Source organism: Agriterribacter sp. (assembly GCF_035497235.1).
In the GTDB taxonomy this organism is placed as follows: Bacteria; Bacteroidota; Bacteroidia; order Chitinophagales; family Chitinophagaceae; genus Agriterribacter.
In genome coordinates, this window is record NZ_DATJEB010000045.1 from 1 (window position 1) to 23,112 (window position 23,112).

Below are 23,112 nucleotides of genomic sequence, written 5' to 3' on the forward strand. Positions count from 1 at the left end.
CGGCATCCGGACACGCTTGCGTTAGTGGCACAGAAGAGATTGTTGGGAGAATCCTATCCGCGTAAGCATACCATGCCCACCCTATACCGTTACAACAGCCTGAACCAGGTGGTAAGCCAGCAAACGCCCGATGCCGGTAAATTGGTGAGCCAGCAAACACCCGATGCAGGCAAAAGCAGCAACTGGTACGACCGGCTGGGCCGGCTTGCCATCAGCCAGAACGCGCAGCAAAAATTGGATGGCAAATACAGTTATACACGCTATGATGTGCTGAGCCGGATCACCGAAGTAGGACAGAAGCCACAGTCTACCCAAATGACTAATATCATCAGCCGGGATACTACGGCACTTGCCAATTGGCTGTTCTACAACAACAACGGAGCCAACGGGGCCGAAATGGTTACCCAAACGGTGTACGACCAGCCGGGCATTGACGCCACGGCCTGCATAGCCGAACTGCGCTTTACCCAAAAGCCCTATACCCTCCGCAACCGGGTAAGCTACACCCGCTATTATGAGAAGCCCATGTATTACAACGGTGGCAACGGGCGTTACTACATTAGCGGGCAAAGCTATGCTACGGGTATTGATTACAGTTATGATATACACGGCAATGTAGATACCATGCGCAACCTGTACGGCGCCCTGCAATACGGGCCAATGGCCAACCACGGTTACAATGCCTGCAAAACCATTGCCTATACCTACGACCTCATTAGCGGTAAGGTAAACGAAGTACATTATAATCCCGGTCAGAACGATGAGTTTTACCACCGCTACGAATACGATGCCTAAAACCGGCCCCCTCCTGGCGCTGGTCTTGTAGCACGGGTAATGCGTTAAGCCAGACCAGTGCTTACGTGTTACTTGATTTACAGAATAAAAAATAGCCGGAAAGGAGCCGCTGCAATTTGTAGCGGTTTTTATTTTCTCTTCACCAGTTTATCAATCAGTTCATCCTTTTCTTTGAGCATCCGTTCATAGAGGGCAATTTTTTCCTGGTAGAGTTCAATGATTTTTTCGATTGGGTTAAGCTGGTAATTTACGGAAGAAGAATGATTGTGATAAGTGTTAGCGATGATATTAAAAGTAGCTTCCTCATTAAAGTTGCGGATAGCGTCAGCGCTGACACCGAGCGCATTGGCCACTTTTATCTTCTGTAGCCCAGTTCAGCCCCTCCGCTCACCGGTAAAGTGCAGCCGGTAATGAAGCGGGCTTTTTCAGATAATAAGAACACGCATGCATCGGCTATAACATCTCCTTCGGGGCAATATCCCAGGGGATGAATGGTTTTGATGTATTCGCTTGTTTTTTCCTGGTCGGGTTGCTGACTTATCCAATCCTCAACGGCCGGTGTCCATACCCATGCCGGGCAAACTGCGTTTACCCGTATGTGATATTTAGCGTAATCCAGGGCCATAGATTTGGTTAATGTGCTGATACCTCCTTTAGTTGCGGAGTATGCCGCATGGTTTTCCTGGCCAATATCTCCCACCAGGCTGCTGGTATTGAGTATGGAGCCCTTGCTTTTTTGCAAAGCGCTAAGCCCGTATTTTGTTGTCAGGTATATGCTCTTAAGATTGGTATTCATGAGTTTGTTCCATTCCTCCGTAGTGGTTTCATGCAGCATGGCAGACGGTGTTACAATACCGGCATTATTATGAATGCCATCCAGCCTGCCATAGTGTTTAATCGTTTTTTCGATTACATCTTTTACTTCTTCTTCTATGGATACGTCACACGGAATAATGATATGCCGGTGATTGCCGATCTCTGCTAATACTTTTTTGAGATCAGGTTCATGATTACTGGCAATAACAAGAAGTGCGCCTTCCTTTGCATACGCTTTTGCACATTCATAGCCAATACCGCTGGACCCTCCGGTGAGAATTAAAACCTTATCTTTTAATAGCATCTATATAATTTAAATTATCTTCAACGATATAACAAAATACCAGTTTTGCGTGCTCAAAAAAAATGGAGTATACCAGTACTTTGATAGATAATCCGATTATAATTATGAAAGGCGAAAAAAACAGATACAAGGGATTAACCACAAGAAGGCGTGATGGTTTCATGGGTGAAAAACAAATTATACTACCCGGGAAACTTTTAAAGGAACGTATTGAAGACGACCCCCTGCTTAATAGTCTTTATATAACGCTTATAGGTTATTTTCCCAAAGCATCTTTTCATTACCGGGAAAGAAGATGGGGTTGCCGGGACAATATTTTATTTTACTGCGTGGATGGGAAAGGCTGGTATGAAAACAAATCGGGCTATTGTGAAGTTAGAGCAAACGAGTTTGTAATACTGCCCGCTACTGATAAATACCTTCGTTATGGCGCACATGCGGAAGATCCCTGGTCGTTGTACTGGGTGCATTTTTGCGGAACTAAAATCCCGCACTTCAATCAAATGTATAACCTTGAGCAGTTCCTGACGCCCACTGTTCTCCGCCCGGATGAAAGAAGGATTAGTTTATGGGAGGAAATGTACAATACACTTGAAATGGGATACAGCCTGGATAACCTGAGCTACGCTAATTTTTGTTTATATCATTTTGTGGCTTCTTTTATATTCAGGAACCATAACTTTTCCAGTTTTCAGAAAAAAGACGATAATATTATTACACAAGCTATTCTGTTTATGCGGGAAAACATAGACAAAAGGCTTTGGATAGATGAATTAGCCGGTAAGTTTTCTTATTCAGCATCCCACTTTTCAAATCTTTTTCGAAAACAAACCGGTTTTGCTCCTTTGGATTATTTTATTAACCTTAAAATTCAGAAAGCTTGTCAGTTACTTGACCTTACTGAGATGAAGATAAAAGATGTTGCGGCTTTTATTGGATATGAGGATCCCTATTTCTTTAACAGGATATTTAATAAAATCATTGGTATGTCGCCATCCGAATACCGGCGAACCAATAAGAGTTGATTGCTGATGTTAATGCAGTACACCTCCTGCAGGAGATGGGGCGAACATATTTGCACCAGGTATAATAATTGAATTATCCAGTATTTTAAGTGGATATTCTATTTTTAAAGTCTGCGGAAATGAAGACTTTTAAAAATTAATAATATGCTTTACTGTTATGGATGACTCAACGGCGCGACAAAATATGCTGAATAAAATTAGCCAGGCTTTATCAACCTCCACTTCTGTTCCTTATCCTTCTGCTGATATGCCTGAATCTTTTTTTAAATCAGAACAGGAGTCGCTGGTTGCTTTATTTGAAAGGAAGTTTACAGGCTTGCTGGGAAAGTTTTTTTTATTCAGCAATGCGGCAGAGTTGAGAGCAAAATTAGATCAACTTATAATAGAGAATAAGTGGATGCATATTTGTTGCCATGAAAATTCCTTAAATCAGCTCCTGGGAGATGCAACCGGTCCATTTATCCCCACTGGCAATTTATATAATACCGGTGCAGCTATCACGGGTTGCATACACCTGGTAGCCCAAACAGGAACAATTGTGCTGAGCTCCGGTCAGTCTTCGGGCAGGGCCCTGCCGGTATATACGCCTGTGCATATTGTAATTGCATTTGCACACCAATTGGTATTTGATTTAAAAGAAAGTATTGAAAAGGTTATGTTAAGCGGGGCGCAGGATTTTCCTTCGTCACTGGTATTTGCTTCCGGGCCGAGCCGTACCGGAGATATTGAAAAAACATTGGTAGTGGGAGTACATGGTCCCGGGGAAGTTTATGTGTTGATGTTATCATAGCGTTTTGAATTTATTACCATAGGTTCTGCAGTAAATAATTTAACTCCTGTATATTCAATTTTAAAACCGTTGTACCTGTCTTTGTTTCACAGGTGCTTGTGCGGAAATCCGGTCAGTTGTATAAAATAAATGCAGGTTTAGCCAGTGCTTAAATGCCGGCGGACGAGGTGCCTTTTTATTGATGTATTCTTTTTCCTTTAATAAACCATTTGATATTTCGCATCTGCCATTCAGATGATGCAATGCTGAATACTTTTTGGTGATGATGGGCGATACTTCATCAGGTAATGCAGCGGCTTTTTGATTATATAGGCAGCGAACACTTTTCTTCTTGTGTAAATAATTGAATAATCCAGTAATATAAGCAGATATTCTATTGATGCTTATTGTTAAGTTTAGCAACTTTACTTTCTGTTATACCGCGGTATCATACAATAGCAGATGCTTTTTTAACGATTTGCATTCTTCAGTACATATGAAGTTTACACCAGGGTTATTATTTCCATTGCAAAGGGTTGGAGAGGGTATCTGTAGCTGCACTATGAAATATTTTCCAGGAAGCTAATACATTTTTATCTGTCAGAGTATAAGCATATATTCTGTGAGGCCACTATTTTATAAACTATAAACAAAAACTTAACTGCGTATGGAAAAGTTACATATTCCCCTGCCCGTTAAACAAACCTGCCGGTTATGCACAAAAATTATGGGCAAACTTGTTTGGGGTGTTGCCTGGGAATCTAAAATTTTATTTGCCATTGTTTTTATGGCATTGCCATCTTTATTATCATTACCGCTTAAAGCCACCCCGTTTTTTTACGGTGATAATATAGCATCAAAATTATTGAAAGAAAGAACAACCTTTCAGAACAGGGTAATTAAAGGCATAGTTACCAATGATGCAGGTGAAGCCCTGGGCGGTGTAACCGTACAATTGAAAGGCAGTAATACTGTTGTTACTACCGCGCAGGATGGTTCTTTTAGTATTAATGTACCGGGCGGTGCAGCTACGCTTGTTTTTTCCTATACCGGAATGCAAACCCAGGAAGCTAACATAAGGGATAACAACCCCATCAGGGTTGCATTGAAGGTTGAAGATAATACCCTTTCCGATGTGGTGGTAGTGGGCTATGGCACACAAAAGAAAATCAACCTTACCGGTTCTGTTTCATCTGTGTCTGCAAAAACGTTGTTGGAAAGGCCGGCAACAAATGCAACAAATCTGTTGCAAGGTAGAATTGCCGGGCTACAGGTTACCCAATCCTCAGGTCAACCAGGAAAGGACGATGGGATTTTACAGATAAGAGGACTCGGATCCTTTGGCGCTTCCCCGACTCCTTTGGTGCTGGTAGATGGAGTGATAGGTTCTTTGTCCAATTTATCTCCCAATGATATAGAAAATATTACGGTGCTCAAAGATGCAGCATCTGCCTCAATATACGGATCAAGAGCCGCGAATGGCGTAATTCTCGTTACGACAAAAAAGGGCAAAGGTTCTTCTATTGAATATAAAATAGATGTGGGGGTTCATGAAGCTACCAGGCTCCCTGACCTCATTTACAATTCCGCAGAATATATGGAAATGTACAATTCAGCAGCAGAGCGTTCGGGAGTAGCGACACGCTATCCACAAGATCAGATTGATGCATACAGGAACGCAACCGACAGGAACCAATATCCTAACTTTAATTGGCTTGATTATTATTTTAATCCTGCCACTGTTATTAATCATTATGTAAGTGTAGGTAATGCGACTGAAAAAAGTTCATATAAATTTTCTTTAAGTTATTTGGACCAGGATGGTATTTTGCCGAATATTAATTATAAGCGATATAATGCCCAGTTGAATTTCAATAATCAAATAACCCGGAGCATTAATGTGGGCACAATTATAAGCGGCGTATTTAAGGACAATCATGAACCGCCTAATTGGTCAGAAACCAGTGTGCTTTCGGTCTATCAGGCTGGTCCTTTGTACGGTCCTTATTTGCCCGATGGGAGTGGCAGGAAATCTGGAAGAGCTTATGCTTTTGAACCTCACAATACAACATCGCCGGTAGCTTTTTCAAATGGAGCCAGGTATACTAAGAATTATGCGATAAATGCTCAGGCTTATGTTAATATAGATTTGCTCAAAGATCTGAAGTGGACAACAAAAGCGGCTGTCAATTATTCTGATCTTACCCAAAAAGACCATATATACGCAACTCAAGAGCATTATTTTTACCAGAAATTGCCCGGTGAGTCCGACTATACACTGGATGCCGGAATTGTTGCTCCCGCGGGTGTTGGTGTAACAGATAATTACAGTAAGTCTATACTCCCTTCCATGTATTCAACATTAAATTACGACACAAAGATTGGGACGGGACATAATATATCTGCGTTACTTGGATACGAACAGCAATCCTTCAGAAATCAATATCTCAGGGGGAACAGAACTACTTTTCCAACAACGGGGTTAATGGAGCTTGATGCAGGTTCAGCTGCTGTTCAGAGTACTGGTGGTTCTACTTACGAGTGGGCACTCCGATCATATTTTGGTAGAGTAGCTTATAATTTTGAAGGTAAATATCTCATAGAGGCAAATGCACGTTATGACGGAACTTCAAGGGTTTCGCAGGACAACAGATGGGGTCTTTTTCCGTCTGTTTCCGCTGGATGGAGGATTTCTGAAGAGAATTTTATCAGAAATAATTTACCCTGGGTCAATGACTTAAAGTTTCGTGCTTCGTGGGGAAAATTGGGAAATCAGGAAATTGGAACTTATCCATATCAGGCGATTCTTGGAATTACAAATTATGCTTTTGGCCCCAACCTTATGCAAGGTGCTCAGTTAACAAGGCTAACCGACCCCGGTTTGAGATGGGAATCCACCAGCGTCATTGATTTTGGAATTGATCTGGACATATATAATGGATTATTCGGTATGACTGTTGACTGGTTTAAGAAGAATACTACTGATATATTGGCCACGCTGCCTGTACCTACCAGCCTGGGACTTAGCGGCCCTACTACTAATGATGGGGAGTTGCAAAATATTGGTTGGGAAATGGATTTAAGACATAGAAATCAAATCGGTCAGGTTTCATATGGGGTAAATTTCTTACTCTCAACGTTCAAAAATAAACTCTTGTCAATTGTAACACCAACTTTAGGCGTAAGAGAGGTCGGACTTCCTTACAACTCTTTTTACATGTATGAAATGCTTGGTGTTTGGCAGAGTCAGGAAGAAATAGACAAATCTCCTAAACAGGTATTTTATAATCCAAGACCCGGAGATTTGAAGTATGTGGATCAGAATGGAGATGATTTAATTGATGCAAAAGATAGAATTTCTCTTTCGCCATTCCCGGATTTCACCTATTCATTTGGCTTTAATGTAGGCTGGAAAGGTTTTCAGTTATCCGCATTTTTTCAGGGCGTAGAGGGACTGAGATCAAGAGTATACGGATGGGCTTATGATCCTTTTGTACAGGGAGATCCCCCAAGCACAAGATTTAGGGATGCCTGGACACCGACCAATCCCAGTAATACGGTTCCGGCCGTATACATTGGATCTGGCTGGTATGAAGGTGGATATGGCGGAGTGTATGCATACGGTTCCACTTACCATTTATTAGATGCATCCTACTTAAGGTTAAAAAATGTGAATTTGTCCTATGAATTGCCTCAAAGAATAGTTAGCAGAATCAAATCCAAAGGAGTCACTTTATATGTGTCTGGAGACAATCTGCTGACTTTTACAAAGTATCCCGGTGTAGATCCAGAGAGGCCCATGGATGGTCCCAACGGAGGAAGAGGATCGGTTTATCCCCAGGTACGCATTTTAAACGCAGGATTAATGGTTAAATTCTAACCATATAAACTATAATTTTATGAGAATCAAAAGTTTTAAAATAATTGCGGGGCTAATATTGGCTATATTAGTTTCATCATCATGTAATAAAAGCTTCCTGGATAGAAATCCGCTGAATGCAATATCCAGCCAAACTTTTTGGAAAACGGAGTCAGATGTGGAGATGGCGTTGACTGGAGTGTATGCCCGGCTTAGAAGTGATTTTTTTGGTTGGCAAAGGCCGTATATGGATTGTTTGACAGATAATGCTTTTGCGCATTGGGGTTATTTTAATATGCCAGCCATGACGCTGGGGAATGTAAGCCCCAATACTGGCGGTGCTATTTCCAAATTTTATGATGCATCCTATAGGGGAATTTCTTCCTGCAATTTTTTTCTGGGTAGTATTGATAATGTTACGGCTATAACTGAAGCAAAGAAAAGTGTCTTTAAGGGAGAAATTAAGTTTCTCAGGGCCTTAATGTATTTTGATTTGGTAAATGCCTTTGGAGATGTTATCATATATAAAGAATCTCCTAAAAGTGCCGATGATTCAAAAATTGCGAAGAGTACAAAGCAGGAAGTATACGCACTCATTAATGAAGACCTTGATTATGCAATTGCCAATTTACCTGATGATAGCTATACCAATGGGCATGCTGTAAAAGGAAGCGCGATGGCCTTAAAAGCAAAAGCCTTGCTTTTTGAACAGAAATGGCCGGAAGCGGCTGCCATGGCAAAACAGATTATGGATGGCGGAAAATTTAGTTTGTCAAATAATTACGAAGGGTTATTTCTGACGTCTGGTCAAACGAATAATCCTGAAATTATATTTTCGACCAGTTATCTCAGCCCCAATAGTTATCACGGAGATTTTTCAGGTGCTGAAATTGAATTTGGCTGGGGCTCTCATGTTAATCCATATCAGAATCTCGTGGATGCCTATGATTGTACGGATGGGAAGCCAATTTCGGAATCTCCTCTCTATAACCCGGCTGATCCGGGTGCAAACAGAGATCCGAGATTAGCCTATACTTTAAAGCTCCCTGATGTTGCATGGCCCGGTGGTGAGCCTCATGGTGCACCTTCCCTCACAGGCATCAATATGCAGAAATATGTTGACCTTTCCAGGATTCCCTGGAATTACAGCAAGTCTAATCTTTCCGATCAGGATATGATTCACATTCGCTACGCAGATGTACTGTTGATTTATGCGGAGGCCCAGAATGAAGCAGCGGGGCCTGACGCCACTGTATATGAGGCACTAAATGAAATTCGTTCCAGGCCTGGTGTAAATATGCCTGCAGTAGATGAGTCCAGATATAATACCAAAGATTTGCTTAGAGCGTACATTCGGCATGAAAGACGTGTAGAATTGGCAATGGAGGGATCCAGATATTTTGACATAAAACGCTGGAGAATTGCCGATCAGATTATGCCTTTAATAAAGAACCCTTCTGGTCAATCATTGGTATTCGAGCAAAAGCATTACTTCCTGCCCTTCCAACAAGGGGAGCTGGACAATAATCCTCAGCTTGTGCAAACGGAAGGATATTAACATATAACATCAGTGTAATATTGACGAATCAACTCTTACCTTTTATGGGTAAGAGTTGATTATAACTTATTGAGGTGATCTTAAATTATTTAAATATCCTGTATGATAAAAGCCCTTTTACCTCTAATTCTTACCGTTTTCTGTACGATCATATCCCTGGATGCGAAAGCTCAAAATGCTTCTAAGCCCAGGTTAGTAAAATTGCCTTTCGCTTTTTCCAGGTTTGAGCGGGAGCCAATGGAAAACACACCCGTGGTTTTTAATTCAAGGCTGTTAATGGTTGGAAACTACCGCCCTTCCGGAGAATCAAGCTTCCGGGATAAGGATTCGTACTTATATATAGAGGATTTACAAACCGGCGATGAAGTGGTTCGTTTTGGGAACGCTCATTCTTTCGTAAGCGCATATGTAAGTAATGATGAATTGAATGTATTTGCACTGGATTTTACAGCATCGGGAAAGGTTTGGAATTCAAACGGGATTAATCGTTTTGTGACAAAAGACCTTAAAAACTGGGAAGAGGAAAAAATAATTCTGCCCGATGGTAATGAAAACTTGTTTAACACTTCGGTTTGTAAAGATGATAATGGTTATCTGATGGCATATGAATCCAACCGACCTGTTCAATTCTGTTTCAAATTTGCACGCTCAAAAGATCTTTCAAAATGGGAAAAGATTCCGGGCCTTGTATTTACAGGGGAAAATAAAGAGTATTCTGCCTGCCCTCTCATACGGTATTTCCCACCCTATTATTATGTGATCTACCTCCATGCACCGATAGCAAATCATAATGGATATGTATCCTATCTGGCAAGATCTGCAAATCTCTCCGATTGGGAATTGAGTTCCCTCAATCCAATACTTGAAGCAGAAAAGGAAGAGGGTATAAACAATTCCGATGTTGACATAATGGAGTATAAGGGGAAAACTTATTTGTATTATGCCATAGGAGATCAGGCTACCTGGACCACAGTAAGAGTTGCTATGTACGATGGGGCTCAAAAAGATTTTTTTGAAAGCCATTTTCCAAATGGTCAATCATTCAAAAAAGTTTCTGCCAAATATGAATAATTTAAACCCCAACTGAAATGATTAAAATAGTGTACCTGCGGGTTTTATTCACATTTCTTTTTATTAATATTTCTTGCGGTGACAAAGCAGAGCCGCAGGTAGCGGTTGAGCGGATGGATTGGTGGCGCCAATCCCGATTTGGTTTATTTATTCATTGGGGGCTTTATTCTATTCCGGCTGGTGAATGGAATGGAAATCCAAATCACGATGTACTCATCCGGGAAACCGGTCAAATTACGTTGGAGGACTACAATGAATATCTTAAGCAATTCAATCCTGAAAGATTTAATGCAGAAGATTGGGTATTGATGGCCAAGAATGCAGGGATGAAATACATTGTGATTACCGCTAAGCATCACGATGGATTTTGTTTGTTTGATTCGCAGGAAACCGAATTTGATATCGCATCAACCCCTTTTAAAAGGGATATATTAAAAGAATTGTCTGATGCATGTTTAAAACATGAAATGGCATTGGGCTTTTATTATTCAATAATGGATTGGCACCACCCTCACTATCTGCCAAGAAGAAAGTGGGAAAAAAACAGGCCCGCCGAAGGGGCCGACATGAAAGAGTATACAACTTACATGAAGAAACAGTTAAAGGAATTACTTACAAAATACGACAACGTTGCAGTGCTGTGGTTTGATGGCGAGTGGGAAAAAACATGGACACACGAAGATGGAGAGGATTTATACAAATATTTAAGGGCACTTAAACCAGGCTTAATCATTAATAATAGGGTAGACAAGGGGCGTACCGATAATGGAGGCATATCAAAGGATAGTACGTTTTATGGAGATTTTGGAACACCTGAGCAGGAGATCCCCATAAATATGCTTAAGGGAATGGATTGGGAAAGTTGTATGACAATGAATGATCATTGGGTATATAATAAATCTGATCAAAACTGGAAGTCATCTGAATCCCTCATCCACAAATTAATAGATATAAGTGCTAAAGGTGGTAATTTTCTATTAAATGTCGGGCCTACTGCAGAGGGGCTTTTCCCTGGTGAAAGTGTAGAAAGACTTAAAGAAATTGGTGATTGGATGAAAGTAAATGGAGAAGCAATATATAATACGAAAGCTGGCCCATTTCAACAATTGCCATGGGGCAGATCTACTCAAAAGAAAGTGGATGATCATAAAACCGTAGTGTATTTGCATGTTTTTGATTGGCCAGATGAAGGAGAATTATCTATTCCGCTACTGGAAAATACAATCATGAATGCATATTCATTGCATGATAAAAAGAATATATCAGCTTTCGGGAAAACCAGGAATGGTATTTTGATAAAAACGGGCGGGGTTGTTAAGTCAAAATACGCAACAGTGATTGCCATTGAGATGGAAGGGGTGCCGGTTGTAAAAGATTAAAAAATTACAAATTGCATAAATTTAATAAGCTCATATAACTCATTCAATTTAAAACCCTGAATATGGAAATATGTAAGAAAAATGGCCGTATGATATTAGTATTGGTATCTTTCTTTTTTTGGGTCCAGTCTTCCCTGGGTTCGCCTTCTTATCCTTTTTCTGATGAGTATAAAGGAAGAAAAGGATCTACCATATATGTTTCGAAATTGGGAAATAATTCTGATGGCACCACTTGGAAAAACGGGTACCATACTATTCAGGCTGCACTTCTGGCAACGCCTGATAATGGAGGTGGCCACACTATTATCATTCGTCCGGACACCTATGTAGAAGTGAACTTGTATCCCATTCATAAAGGTGCAAAAGGATCCTATAACCTGTTGATTGGAGATGTTGATGGGAAACTTGGATCTGGTAGTAAGGGAAGAATTATAATTGATGCAAGTGATCCGGACAAAGGGTTTAAAAGTTTTGATTGGTGGTCGACAATTAGGGCAACTACACAAGGATGGCGCCAGGAATTTAAAGATGAAACATTCTCAAGTATATGTTGGGATCGGTGGGTTCTGCGTAATTTATATACATCAGGAAGTGACGCCGGTTTTTTTTGGGATTTGACAAATAAAAGTGGTGAAGGGTTTACGATAATTGTAGAAGACTGTGTGGGTATTGGAAGGGCTTTTGGGGGAGGAGTATGTTACCCCACGGTACGTCCTGATGAACCAAGCATATTTCGCCGAAGCTATTTCCTTGCCCTTGATTGGGTAGGAGATACTGCGGCTGTTTTGGTTGGCGGCTCCGAAGAAGTTGTTCCGGAGTTTCCACATCTTATTTTGGAAGATTGCATCCTTGTTCATCCTGATAACGCTCTGGCCATGTCTTACGCAAGTAATGCCGTAAACGTTCGTGCGGTTCGTTGCAAAATGATTGTTTTGAATTTCACTCAGCCGGAGATGGGGGGCAAATCAACGGGTATTATCTGTACACAGGGACATGGACCTAAGGGTAAATTGCATATTGATCTGGAGGATTGTGCGCTTGCAGGCTATAGCGTATTTACGCCAGGCAAAGACTCCGATGCTGTTACATACAAAATAAAAGGAAATGTGAAGGTCTATGTGCAATTCAGCCAATCTGTTCCTGATGGATTTGAACGTACCAACCTTTGGCCTGTTGAACTTTTTGATGCAATGGCAATTCCGAAATAAAAAAATAGAATATTCTCGCCCATTATGATTTTCAACCTCATTCAATTTATTATATGATCAGAAGCCGAAGAGATGTATTAAAATTATTAGGAATGTCCATGGCGGCTACACAAATACCGGCCGGTATCTTTGCGAATGAAAGAACAATTCCTTTTACTTCGCCTTCTCATAACGCAAAACTAATTTCATCTTTTAATCCTTCTACAGGTGAATGGGAAATAGATTGGCCTGCCAAAGTTTCTCAATATGATCTTGTTTACAAAAGCCCTCCCATTGATCCGCTTCAGGGGATTCCGCTGGGTAATGGGGATATTGGAGTATTGGCATGGTGTGAAGAAACAAAAATCAATATTGTGATCAACAAAAGCGATCTGTGGCACGATGCTGTTTTTGAAGATTTTCATAATTGGAGTAAAGAAGAAGAAGATTATAGTACAACCTTGCGGCATGCTTGCCGGGTAGTTATTGATTTCAAATTTCCTGTCTTCAGTACCCTGTTTTTGAGCGATTTTACCGCGAGGCTTCAATTGTCAGATGGCTCATTATTTTTACATTGTAAAACGCCTTTCGGCGAACTTCAATTACAGGCATTTGTTGACTATAAAACGGGAACCATCTTTTTTGATTTGCACACACAGTTTGACGAGATGTCTGCAACTGATGTATATGTTGAACGTTATGGTTCCAGAACATTCGCGCATTGGTACAGCCAGATAAACAGAGATGCTTCGATTGGTACGGATGGAACCTCTTCTTCAGCAGATACCAATGGTGTTTATATTGTACAGGAGCTAAATGATGTTAGCTTTGCAGCGGGCGCAACCGTTATTAAAAATAATGGTTCACTGGTTTCATATAGTAGAGAACATTCCAGGCTTGCAAAATTCATTTGGGTAGTGAAAAGGAAAAAAAGATCCGGTTTGCAGTTAAGGTATCATCTCCGGGAAAGAACAATGTACTCAGCAGTCTTAAGGATGAGCTTTCAGTTGTAAGAAAAGATATTGATAGTTATAAGGCATCCAATACTGAAGTGTGGAAATCATTATGGTCCCGTTCATTTATTGATTATGGCGATGATTATTTAACCAACTTATGGTATCTCACTATTTTTTATGCCATAACTTCCCAGGGAGGCAGGTATCCCGGTCGTTTTAACAATGGAATGTGGTCCTGGAGCAGGGATGTTCAGAACTGGAATTTTTATTTTCACTGGAATCAGCAACAACTTTATTGGCCGCTGAATGCTGCAGGGTTTCACGAATTGGTAGACCCCTATCTGGAATTTCGTTTCCGTTCATTGCCTCATGCTAAAAAGGATGCTCAAAAACATTTTAAATCAGATGGTGCCTTTATTTCTGATGTGGTTGAAAGAAGAGGTTTTAATTCAGTCAATGAATTAATAAATCATACACCTGTTGCTGAAATTGCACTTGATTTTTGGCGGCAATATCAATATACGGGCGATCAGAACTTTTTAAAAGAAAAGGCGCTTCCTTTTATCATGGAAGCGGCAAAATTTTTTGATTCTCTTTTTATAAAGGAAGCAGATGGTTACTATCATGCAACAGAAGGTTCCGGTTATGAAGGATGGATACACTTGAAAGACGGTCTTACAGAACTTGTTTACGGGCGCATGTTGTTTTCTGTTGCACTGGATGCTTTAACTGCTGCTGGTATCGATGCGCCCGAAAGTAAGAAATGGAAAGAAATCCTGGATAACCTTGCACCTATACAATTGGTGAAAGCCGATCTTGGAACTATTGAGAATATTGATGGTACTTATAAATTAAAAACCGGGTATTTTAAAGGACAAACAATTTCTACAGACAAGATTACTGCTGCGGGATGGGGGATAAAAGAAAAAGAGTGGCTTACGGTGTATAGGGGGGCTGAGAATGGTACGTATTTCGGTCTGAAACTGCTTGATGGAATTTTTCCTACGGTTGCCTCGTCGGCAGTATTTCCTTCAAATTGTATAAGTCTGTCGCATAAAGAAAAAGACAACAGTTTGTTTGAAGCTGTAAGAACTACAACTTTATTGTATTCACCGGGTATCACTGGCTGGGATCCCTCTCCGATTGTTCAGGCAAGGTTGGGGTTAGCTGATGCCCTGGCTAAAACACTTGAATTTTTTCCCGAACGTTGGCAAATATATTGCAATGGCTGGGGGCACTGGGGGTTGGAAGGTGAAATTAACAAGGATGCAGAATGGTTTTTCAGAACCAATAATGTGAGAGACGTTTCCAAAGCAGTGGACCAGAAAATCCCATTTCCAATGTGGCCTTTTCGCCATATGTCTATGGAATCAATGTCTGTATTTGCAACGGCGGTAAATGAATCGCTCCTGCAAAGTCATGAGGGATTTATCAGGGTTGGGCCTGCTTTTCCTGCAAAGAAGTGCTGTAAGTTTACTTTGCACGCAACAGGGGGATTCGTGGTATCCGCACAAATTACTGCAGGAGTTATCGAATGGATATGTATTGTGAGTAAACTTGGAAAGGTATGTTCAATTAAGAACCCATGGAGTAAGCCGGGATTATTTTTAAGAACAAAAAGAATTAAGTATACTACAGACAAGGATATTATTACATTTAAAACCAAAGCGGGCGATATTGTTATCATGTTACCGGACGGGCAGGATATTAATAACTGGCAAAGGGTCAGGCATGAAGTCAAACAAAATGAAGAAGCAAAATTACATTCATCAGGGAAGTCTAAATTAGGATTGCCAAGAATGTTTTGAAGTGGGTGCTGGCAGCACGCACTTGATTATTAGCTATAAATTTTAATGTATGCTTAGGAATGTAAAATGTTATTTGATATTAGTAATCGCAGCGTTAAATGTTTTTCCGGCCGCAAGTATTGGCAATGATCTAAAACACCCGGCAATTGCTAATAATGTTATTGCGAAAGCAAATGCTGATACATTGCAACTCCTGGATGTTCATAACGGGAATGTTATCTGGTCTTCAAGCCCTGCTAAAGAATGGTCTGAGGGATATCCGGTTGGTAACGGCAGGCTTGGAGGCATGGTACTGGGTTCTCCGCAAAATGAAAGAATAGCACTAAATCATGATTTGCTTTGGAGACAATTCTGGACGTATCAACCTCGGAATACAGCGGAAGATATTAAGCAAATAAGAGCGTACAATCTGAGTGGTCAATGGGATAAGGGGGATGAGCTTGCTCTCCGTAAAATTCCTTTCACAGGTAATGCCATTTATATCAACCCTTATGTGCCTGCCGGTGATTTGTATATTAATATGAAGCCTAACGCTTCGTCTTATGAAAACTATTCCCGGGTACTGGATATGGAACGAGGTATAGTAGAAATAAACTATCAGACCAATAACATTTCTTATAAAAGGGAAACCTATGCTTCCTGGAAGTATGGAGTATTAGTAACGCATCTTACTACAGATAGAGCCGGAACGCTTTCGGGCGCAGTGTCGCTTTCCAGATTGCTGGATCCCGAATGTACAGTAACCGGATATGCCACGCCGGAATGGGTGGTGATGAAAGGAGCGTTCGAAGAGGGTAGAGCGTTTGCCGTTGTTGCAAAAATTGTTCAGCGAGGCGGAAGACTTACCACAGGTAAAAAAGAACTTCGGCACGCTCCGGAAGATATGCCAAAGAAAGATTATGGATTACGCTACGTATTTAGCGCCAATGAGATGTTTGGCAAAGGGGATGGTGCTTCTGCTTGTTTCGACAGTTCCGATGAAGTTATGATTTTACTCGCCATTGCCATTGATGACGAAGGGCAGAAAGGCGAAGATCTGATCGGGAAATGTATGGAAAGGATTGCTAAAGCCGAAAAGAACGGTAAAACCATAAAAGCTGACCATGTTGATGATTTTAAAAAGATATACAACAGGGTATCGCTTCAATTAAGTGAGAATAATAATACTTTACCCACGGATCTTTTAGTAAGGAAATCAGCAAGTGAAAATAAGCTCCCTGCCCAATTGCTTGAGCAAATGTTTAATATGTCAAGGTATCTGGCCATTTCGAGCGGTAGGCCACAACCGCAGGGGCAACTGGCAAAAGCGCCCATTAATCTCCAGGGTATATGGAACCAGGATAGAAGGCCGGCATGGGATTGTGATTATCATCTTGACTTAAATCTTGAAATGTCATATTGGCCTTTAAGTATGCTGAATCTTGGGGATCTTATGGTGCCGTTGATGGATTGGGCCGAGCGGCTGAAAGCGGGTGGAAGAGTTGTTGCGAGAGATATGTATGGCAGTAACGGAATTGCATTTGGTGTGGTTGCCGATTATAAAAATATCGGCAATGTGGACAATTTCGCTTTTTTCTGGACGGGCGGGGCGGCCTGGATCGCCCAGGTCTTGTGGCAGCATTGGAAATATACCAATGATGAAACATTTTTAAAAAACCGTTTATATCCTTTTTTAGTTGAGATTGGGGCTTTTTATGAAGACTTTTTAGTAAAAGACCACCATGGTCAATTGGTGCCCGCTTTAAGCGCTTCTCCTGAAATGGCCATTGCTGGTAGAGAAAGAATGAGCTTTTCTTCATCGGCCTCTACCATGGACCTCGAGCTGATAATTGATATTTTTAATAATTTAATAGAAGCCGGTACCATTTTGAAAGAAAACCCAGCCAAGATAAAAGGTTGGAGAAATATTCTTACAAAAGTGCCATTGCCCAGAATCAATGCGGATGGGTCATTGAGTGAATGGCTGGAGGAGCACCCTATGCTGGATTCCGGACATCGGCACCGGTCTCCGCTTATAGGCCTTGTTCCCGGCGAAAGAATTTCCTATGAACATACCCGCGCTTATGCTGACGCCGCTTATAAGACCTTATTACAAAGAAATGAACATGGAAGAAAATCTACCCAGTCTTTCACTTTTGTATGGGATGCACAAATGCTGGCCCGATTAAATAAGGGACAAGAGGCTTATGATGAATTGAAAAGAATGATTCCCGTCCATGTGCTGGAAAATCTGCTCATTACCTGTAATGATTGGAGCGGCGCAAGGGGCGGTCTCGCCTGGTTTAAAGATGTGAAGCTTTTTCAGATAGAAGCAAATATCGCCGCAGGAGCGGCCATCATCGAAATGTTTTTCCAGGACAGACAAGGCGTGTTGAAATTTATACCGGCGCTTCCAGCCGAACTGCCCGATGGCAAAGTAGCCGGTTTAAGAGCGAGAGGAGGATTTGAAGTAGGGTTGGAGTGGAAGGAAGGGAAAATGATGTCAGCAACAATTGAATCCCGGGATGGTAAAGAATGCCGGTTCAGAGATGATGGGTTTGAGAAACTAAAAATATTGAATAATAATATGGAGGTGATGTTTCAAAGAGAAAATGGCGTAATTGTTTTTAAAACAGGCAAAGGGAAAAAGTACGCGCTGAATTTTTTGTAGTTATTGATGATCACCACATGCGATTCCGTAGCGCTTCTTTTAAACAACCGGCTCACCGGAATACATCATAAAATGTTTAGCGGAATTTAAATAAACATTCAGATGAGTTTTTTAGGTTTGACCGAAGAGAATCATTTAAACATTATATAGCATATGCTAACTGTGAGAATGATGGAGCATACACCCTGCGTTTATAAAGCCAAAGCGACCTGGATGAATAAATTCCATTAATTATAATCAAATAGTCCAGCCAAAAAGACCAATATTCTATTTACTAACGCTTCATTAAAGTTGATATTTACTTTTTATTAATCAGAAAGCATAATAATAAAAAAGATGATGAACGGAATCTTTGCAAAACGGGCTTCCCTGTTGGGTATTTTGTTGTGGAGTATAGGTTGTGTATCGGCGCAATCAACATGGACAAATCCCATCGTTAAACAAGGACGCCTGGGATCACCGCTTGTGGAATCATCACCCTTTGTATTTAATGATAAATTGTACCTCCTGGAAAATAATCAAAAATTCTGGGATGTAAAGGGCGCCAAACCGGGCGATTTGTTTCATGAGGACGAGGTGCGGATCAAGGATATTGCTACCGGAAAAACTGTATCCGTTGCTTTAACAAATCATGGATTTGGGACCGTACTAACGCACAACGGCAGGGTATATATTTTTGCAGGTAGTTACGGCAAAGGAAAACCATGGCGGCAGATGACGGAAATTACGATGACAAGTTCTGCTGATCTAAAAAAATGGACAAAGCCTGTTACCGTATTTAAAGCCAATCCCAGGGAGTTCTTTTACAACACTGCTGTAACCCGGGGGAAAGATAAATTTATTTTATTGTACGAAACCAATGATCCCACCTGGAAGCCCTTTACATTCAGGTATCTTGAATCAGACGACCTGGTGAACTGGAAAGAAATTCCCGGTGCTGTTTATGGAAAAGATAAATATGTTGGCGGGCCTGCCTTATACTATGAAGGTGGATGGTATTATACCTTATATCTTGAAAATATTAAAATGGGTTACGAAACCAGGATTACCCGTTCAAAGGACTTGGTGAATTGGGAAGACGCACCTGCCAGCCGGCCATTCATAACCTTCGATCCTTCTATTCGGAATATTCCATTGATTGATCCGGGAATACCCGAAAGCAATGCCTCTGATGTTGAATTGTGTTATTACAATGGTAAAACCATATTATATTTTACAGGAAGCGATCAAACAACTGCAGGCGATTTGCAATGGGCCACCTACGATGGAACCCCCGCACAGTTATTTGCGTATTTTTTTGAGGACACCCAAAAGCAAACCTTTGTATCACCCGATCATAAAGGCGATTGGGCGCCGGTTCTGATAGCGGGTTCAGGCGGAGCGCAACATCAGGATGTTCAAAACGAAATAAAAACCAAACCGTCTCCGCAACAATTAACCTATCAGATGGAACAGCTCGGAGCCTTCATTCACTTTGGACCCGCTACCTATATCAAATCCGATATGCTTGCCGTTCCTGTTGCTGATTTATTTAATCCATCTAAGCTGGATGCGGATCAATGGGTAAAAACAGCCCAGTCTTTTGGCGCCAAACATATCGTTTTAACAGCCAAACATCATAATGGATATTGCTTATGGCCTACTGAAACAACCGATTATTCTGTTAAGCAATCGTCATGGAAAAACGGGAAGGGGGATGTAGTAGGCGAATTTGTGAAGGCCTGCAGGAAATATGGCGTTAGAGTGGGGCTTTATGTATCCGGGGGCGATAAACATTTTGGCTGCAGCAGCACTCCCGATCCGCAGGGAGAAAGAAAATTAGTGGGTGACATCAATAAATATTTCCCGGTGTTTTTGGAACAGTTGAGAGAGCTGCTGACCAACTATGGTGAAATTTCATACCTCTGGTTTGATGGCGCCTATGACCCTTTTGGCTGGGATGTAATGGATCCCAAAACGATGAAGCCACTGGGTACCGCATTTGGTGATGCCATCCACGCTATGGTAAAGCATTTACAACCCGGCGCTGTAATTATGGGTGGCACCCGGCCGGATATACGCTGGTCGGGAAGCGAGCAGGGATGGGCCGCGTATCCATTATGGAATGTTGTAAAACCGGGAGAGGGATTTTCTCATTGGGTGGGTCCGCAGAATGCGGGATGGTTACCAGCAGAGGCCTGCCTTCATACACGCGACACCTGGTTTTGGGTGCCGGATTCTGACAAAACATTGCGGAATATGGACTTTATGACTAAAACTTATTTTGAATCCATCGGTCGTGGAGCTAACCTGCTTATTAATATGACTCCCGATACCAGCGGAATAATTCCGCCTACTGAAGTAAAAAGCCTGTATGAATTTGGGAAAAAAATAAATAGCATGTTCGCTGATCCGTTGGCACAATCAAATCAAAACATAGTGGGAGATACCATTAATTTACACATGTCTGAAAAAAAGAGGGTGGGATTGATTGAAATAGAAGAAGACATCCGCAACGGACAATTTATACAACAATATAAAACAGAAGCATATATTGCCGGTCAATGGAAAACGATAACTTCAGGACTAAGCATTGGAAGGAGGCGCCTGGAGGTTATTGAGCCCGTAGAAACGAATCAGGTAAGGCTGATCATAACAAAGCGTAGTGCAGAAAAGAAAATCAGGAAGTTTGCTGTATACTCAAAACGCTGATGACATATTTGTTGTTAGTTTAATTACCCGTTTATAGTGCTTATCCAACATTTGAATCTTGCCAGATGATTAAAACTCCTGATCTGATCATTAGTATTTTGTATATACTCATTATTGTTTACGTAGGACTATGGGCTGGATTGCGAAAAAGAAAAAAGAGCAGAAGCAGTGCCTCCGATGAGTATTTTCTGGCTGGAAAAACGCTAAGATGGCCGGTAATCGGATTGGCTTTATTTGCTACGAATATATCCTGTATTCATCTTGTGAGCCTTGCTCAATCAGGGTTTGATACGGGGCTGCTGAATGGCAACTTTGAATGGATGGCGGCATTTACGTTGATTTTGCTTGCCCTCTTTTTTGTTCCTTTTTATATCAGGTCTAAAGTACCCACCTTACCTGTTTTTTTGGAAAAAAGGTATAACACGGCCTGCCGCGATTGGCTTACTGTTATTTCCATTGTATCAGCGATTATTATACATATTGCCTTTTCATTGCTTGCAGGGGGAATTGTGTTAGAGACGCTTTTCGGAATAAATATGTACGTAAGTGTTACGGTAATTTCCGTATTGGTAGCCGTGTATACCATAATTGGCGGTTTAAGGGCAGTTGTAATAACAGAATCCATTCAAACCATAGTATTGGTTGCAGGGGCTATCGTTATTACCGCTGCTTCATGGTTGAAATTGGGCGGCTGGACTTCGTTGGTTCAGGTACTGGAAGAGCACCAGGCTATGGAAAAGATTTCAATGCTCCGACCACATGGGGATAGCAGTCAGATGCCCTGGTATGCTGTTTTTCTTGGATATCCGGTATTGGGAATCTGGTACTGGTGCGCTGATCAAACCATTGTTCAAAGGGTTTTGGGAGCTAAAGATGAGAACCACGCACGGGTAGGCTCCCTCTTTTGCGGATTTATTAAAATACTACCTGTGTTTATTTTTGTGGTGCCGGGTTTAATGGCCTACGGATTGGCGCAAAAAGGTTTGATAGATCTTAGCTCCATCACCACAGTTACTGCGTCTGGCGAAGCGGTAGTTAACAGTAAAGGAATATATACGCTCATGATCACCCAATTACTACCAACTGGTTTAATTGGAATAGTAGTGGCTGCATTGCTTTCCGGTTTAATGAGCCAGGTATCAGGAGCGCTGAACTCCATTTCAACGCTTGTAAGTTACGACCTCGTTAAAAGGTTTAGACCTGGTGTAAAAGATAAGCAGTTGGTAAAGCTGGGGCGTATAGCAGTGGTGGTTGCTCTTATATTTTCTGTTGCCTTATTGCCTTTGTTGAATAGTTATGAGAGCTTGTTTAACGGGTTAAATGATATCATTGCACATATTGCACCTCCAATTACCTGTGTTTTCTTATTGGGAATATTCTGGAAAAGAGCATCGGCCAAATCAGCTCAATATACTTTATGGATGGGCTCTTTGCTGGGTGTAGTTGTATTTACTATTAATAAGCTGCTTCCATTAAGCATCATAGGTCAGATACCATTTATGATGATGGCTTTTTACCTGTTTTGCGCATGCCTGGTAATGCAGGTGCTGTTGTCGTTTGCGTATCCTGTGCAGCATACGGAAGACAGTAAAACATTATTCTGGCGGTCTCCCTGGGAGCCCTTACAAAGCAAAGGATGGAAAGGATTGGGAAATTATAAAGTGCTATCGGCATTATTGGTTGCCTGTGTGGTTGTGCTGTATATGTTTTTTGGATAGTAGCGGAATAACGGCTTTTTTTTTAACCTTTAAAATGAATACAAATGCGATGCTATACATCTTGCATCCTGTTGTTTGCGGCGGTATTTTTTTACAGTTGCCGTGAAACGGGCGCTGCTGCAACAGATCAGGGCAAACAAACTGAAGCAACAAAAAAAGAACCGCTTAGGATAGGAATGGTTACCGGTCTTAAACCAGAAAAGATAGCTTATTATAAAGCACTCCATGCCAATACATGGGAGGGCGTACTAAAAAAAATTAAGGAATGTAATATCCGTAACTATTCCATCTATTTTAAAAAAATAGAGAATAAATATTATTTGTTCAGCTATTTTGAATACATAGGAGACAATTATGAACTGGATATGAAAAAAATGACATCAGATTCTGTAACACAACGTTGGTGGAGAGAAACTGACCCCTGTCAGCAGCCATTGCCGGATGCTGCTGCGGCAGGAGAAATATGGTCATCAATGGATGAAGTATTTCATACGGAATAGATTTTAAACACACCCTTGAACCATTT

The 23,112-nt window shown here is 41.2% G+C and carries 17 protein-coding genes; 14 read left to right on the forward strand and 3 right to left on the reverse strand.

Going from position 1 to position 23,112, the window contains the following annotated elements:
* A partial coding sequence (locus VL121_RS15870) for a hypothetical protein (protein ID WP_325407116.1) occupies nt 1–795 on the forward strand: 795 nt, incomplete at its 5' end.
* Nucleotides 796–923: 128 nt separating this feature from the next.
* Here VL121_RS15870 and VL121_RS15875 read toward each other — a convergent pair.
* A complete protein-coding gene (locus VL121_RS15875; RefSeq protein ID WP_325407118.1) occupies nt 924–1,148 on the reverse strand; it encodes a hypothetical protein in 225 nt (74 codons plus the stop codon).
* Nucleotides 1,149–1,150: 2 nt separating this feature from the next.
* Nucleotides 1,151–1,915, reverse strand: coding sequence for an SDR family NAD(P)-dependent oxidoreductase (locus VL121_RS15880; RefSeq protein ID WP_325407120.1), 765 nt, complete (start codon nt 1,913–1,915; stop codon nt 1,151–1,153).
* 104 nt (nt 1,916–2,019) lie between these two features.
* Here VL121_RS15880 and VL121_RS15885 point away from each other — a divergent pair, with 104 nt between their 5' ends.
* Nucleotides 2,020–2,940, forward strand: coding sequence for an AraC family transcriptional regulator (locus VL121_RS15885; RefSeq protein WP_325407122.1), 921 nt, complete (start codon nt 2,020–2,022; stop codon nt 2,938–2,940).
* 184 nt (nt 2,941–3,124) lie between these two features.
* Nucleotides 3,125–3,730 (forward strand): LutC/YkgG family protein, encoded by a 606-nt coding sequence (locus VL121_RS15890; RefSeq protein ID WP_325407124.1) that lies wholly within the window; start codon nt 3,125–3,127, stop codon nt 3,728–3,730.
* Nucleotides 3,731–3,790: 60 nt separating this feature from the next.
* Here the strand turns inward: VL121_RS15890 and VL121_RS15895 are convergent, their stop codons facing one another.
* Entirely contained in the window at nt 3,791–4,132 is a 342-nt protein-coding gene (locus VL121_RS15895) for a hypothetical protein (RefSeq protein WP_325407126.1), read from the reverse strand.
* A 244-nt stretch (nt 4,133–4,376) separates the two neighbouring features.
* Between VL121_RS15895 and VL121_RS15900 the strand changes: the two genes are divergently transcribed.
* The 11 genes from VL121_RS15900 (at nt 4,377) to VL121_RS15950 (ending at nt 23,086) form a co-directional block, all read left to right on the forward strand.
* Complete coding sequence (locus VL121_RS15900; protein ID WP_325407128.1) at nt 4,377–7,589, forward strand: SusC/RagA family TonB-linked outer membrane protein; 3,213 nt, start codon at nt 4,377–4,379, stop codon at nt 7,587–7,589.
* A 19-nt stretch (nt 7,590–7,608) separates the two neighbouring features.
* Entirely contained in the window at nt 7,609–9,126 is a 1,518-nt protein-coding gene (locus VL121_RS15905) for a RagB/SusD family nutrient uptake outer membrane protein (protein ID WP_325407130.1), read from the forward strand.
* Nucleotides 9,127–9,228: 102 nt separating this feature from the next.
* The gene (locus VL121_RS15910) at nt 9,229–10,197 is read left to right on the forward strand and encodes a glycoside hydrolase family protein (RefSeq protein WP_325407132.1); all 969 of its coding nucleotides are present in this window, start codon (nt 9,229–9,231) and stop codon (nt 10,195–10,197) included.
* A 17-nt stretch (nt 10,198–10,214) separates the two neighbouring features.
* Nucleotides 10,215–11,576 carry an alpha-L-fucosidase gene (locus VL121_RS15915; RefSeq protein WP_325407134.1) on the forward strand — a complete coding sequence of 454 codons (1,362 nt, stop codon included), beginning with the start codon at nt 10,215–10,217 and terminating at the stop codon, nt 11,574–11,576.
* Nucleotides 11,577–11,638: 62 nt separating this feature from the next.
* Nucleotides 11,639–12,784 carry a hypothetical protein gene (locus tag VL121_RS15920; RefSeq protein WP_325407136.1) on the forward strand — a complete coding sequence of 382 codons (1,146 nt, stop codon included), beginning with the start codon at nt 11,639–11,641 and terminating at the stop codon, nt 12,782–12,784.
* Nucleotides 12,785–12,837: 53 nt separating this feature from the next.
* Complete coding sequence (locus tag VL121_RS15925) at nt 12,838–13,776, forward strand: hypothetical protein (RefSeq protein WP_325407138.1); 939 nt, start codon at nt 12,838–12,840, stop codon at nt 13,774–13,776.
* Nucleotides 13,674–15,527, forward strand: coding sequence for a glycosyl hydrolase family 95 catalytic domain-containing protein (locus VL121_RS15930; RefSeq protein ID WP_325407140.1), 1,854 nt, complete (start codon nt 13,674–13,676; stop codon nt 15,525–15,527). Before VL121_RS15925 ends, VL121_RS15930 begins: the two co-directional genes overlap by 103 nt.
* Before the next feature lie 49 nt (nt 15,528–15,576).
* Complete coding sequence (locus tag VL121_RS15935; protein WP_325407142.1) at nt 15,577–18,177, forward strand: glycosyl hydrolase family 95 catalytic domain-containing protein; 2,601 nt, start codon at nt 15,577–15,579, stop codon at nt 18,175–18,177.
* A gap of 336 nt (nt 18,178–18,513) precedes the next feature.
* Entirely contained in the window at nt 18,514–20,868 is a 2,355-nt protein-coding gene (locus VL121_RS15940) for an alpha-L-fucosidase (protein ID WP_325407144.1), read from the forward strand.
* A gap of 65 nt (nt 20,869–20,933) precedes the next feature.
* On the forward strand, nt 20,934–22,586 hold the full coding sequence (locus tag VL121_RS15945) for a sodium:solute symporter (RefSeq protein ID WP_325407146.1): 1,653 nt from the start codon (nt 20,934–20,936) through the stop codon (nt 22,584–22,586).
* Nucleotides 22,587–22,630: 44 nt separating this feature from the next.
* Nucleotides 22,631–23,086: an L-rhamnose mutarotase gene (locus VL121_RS15950; RefSeq protein ID WP_325407148.1), complete on the forward strand. Its 456-nt coding sequence runs from the start codon at nt 22,631–22,633 to the stop codon at nt 23,084–23,086.
* The last annotated feature ends 26 nt before the right edge of the window (nt 23,087–23,112 follow it).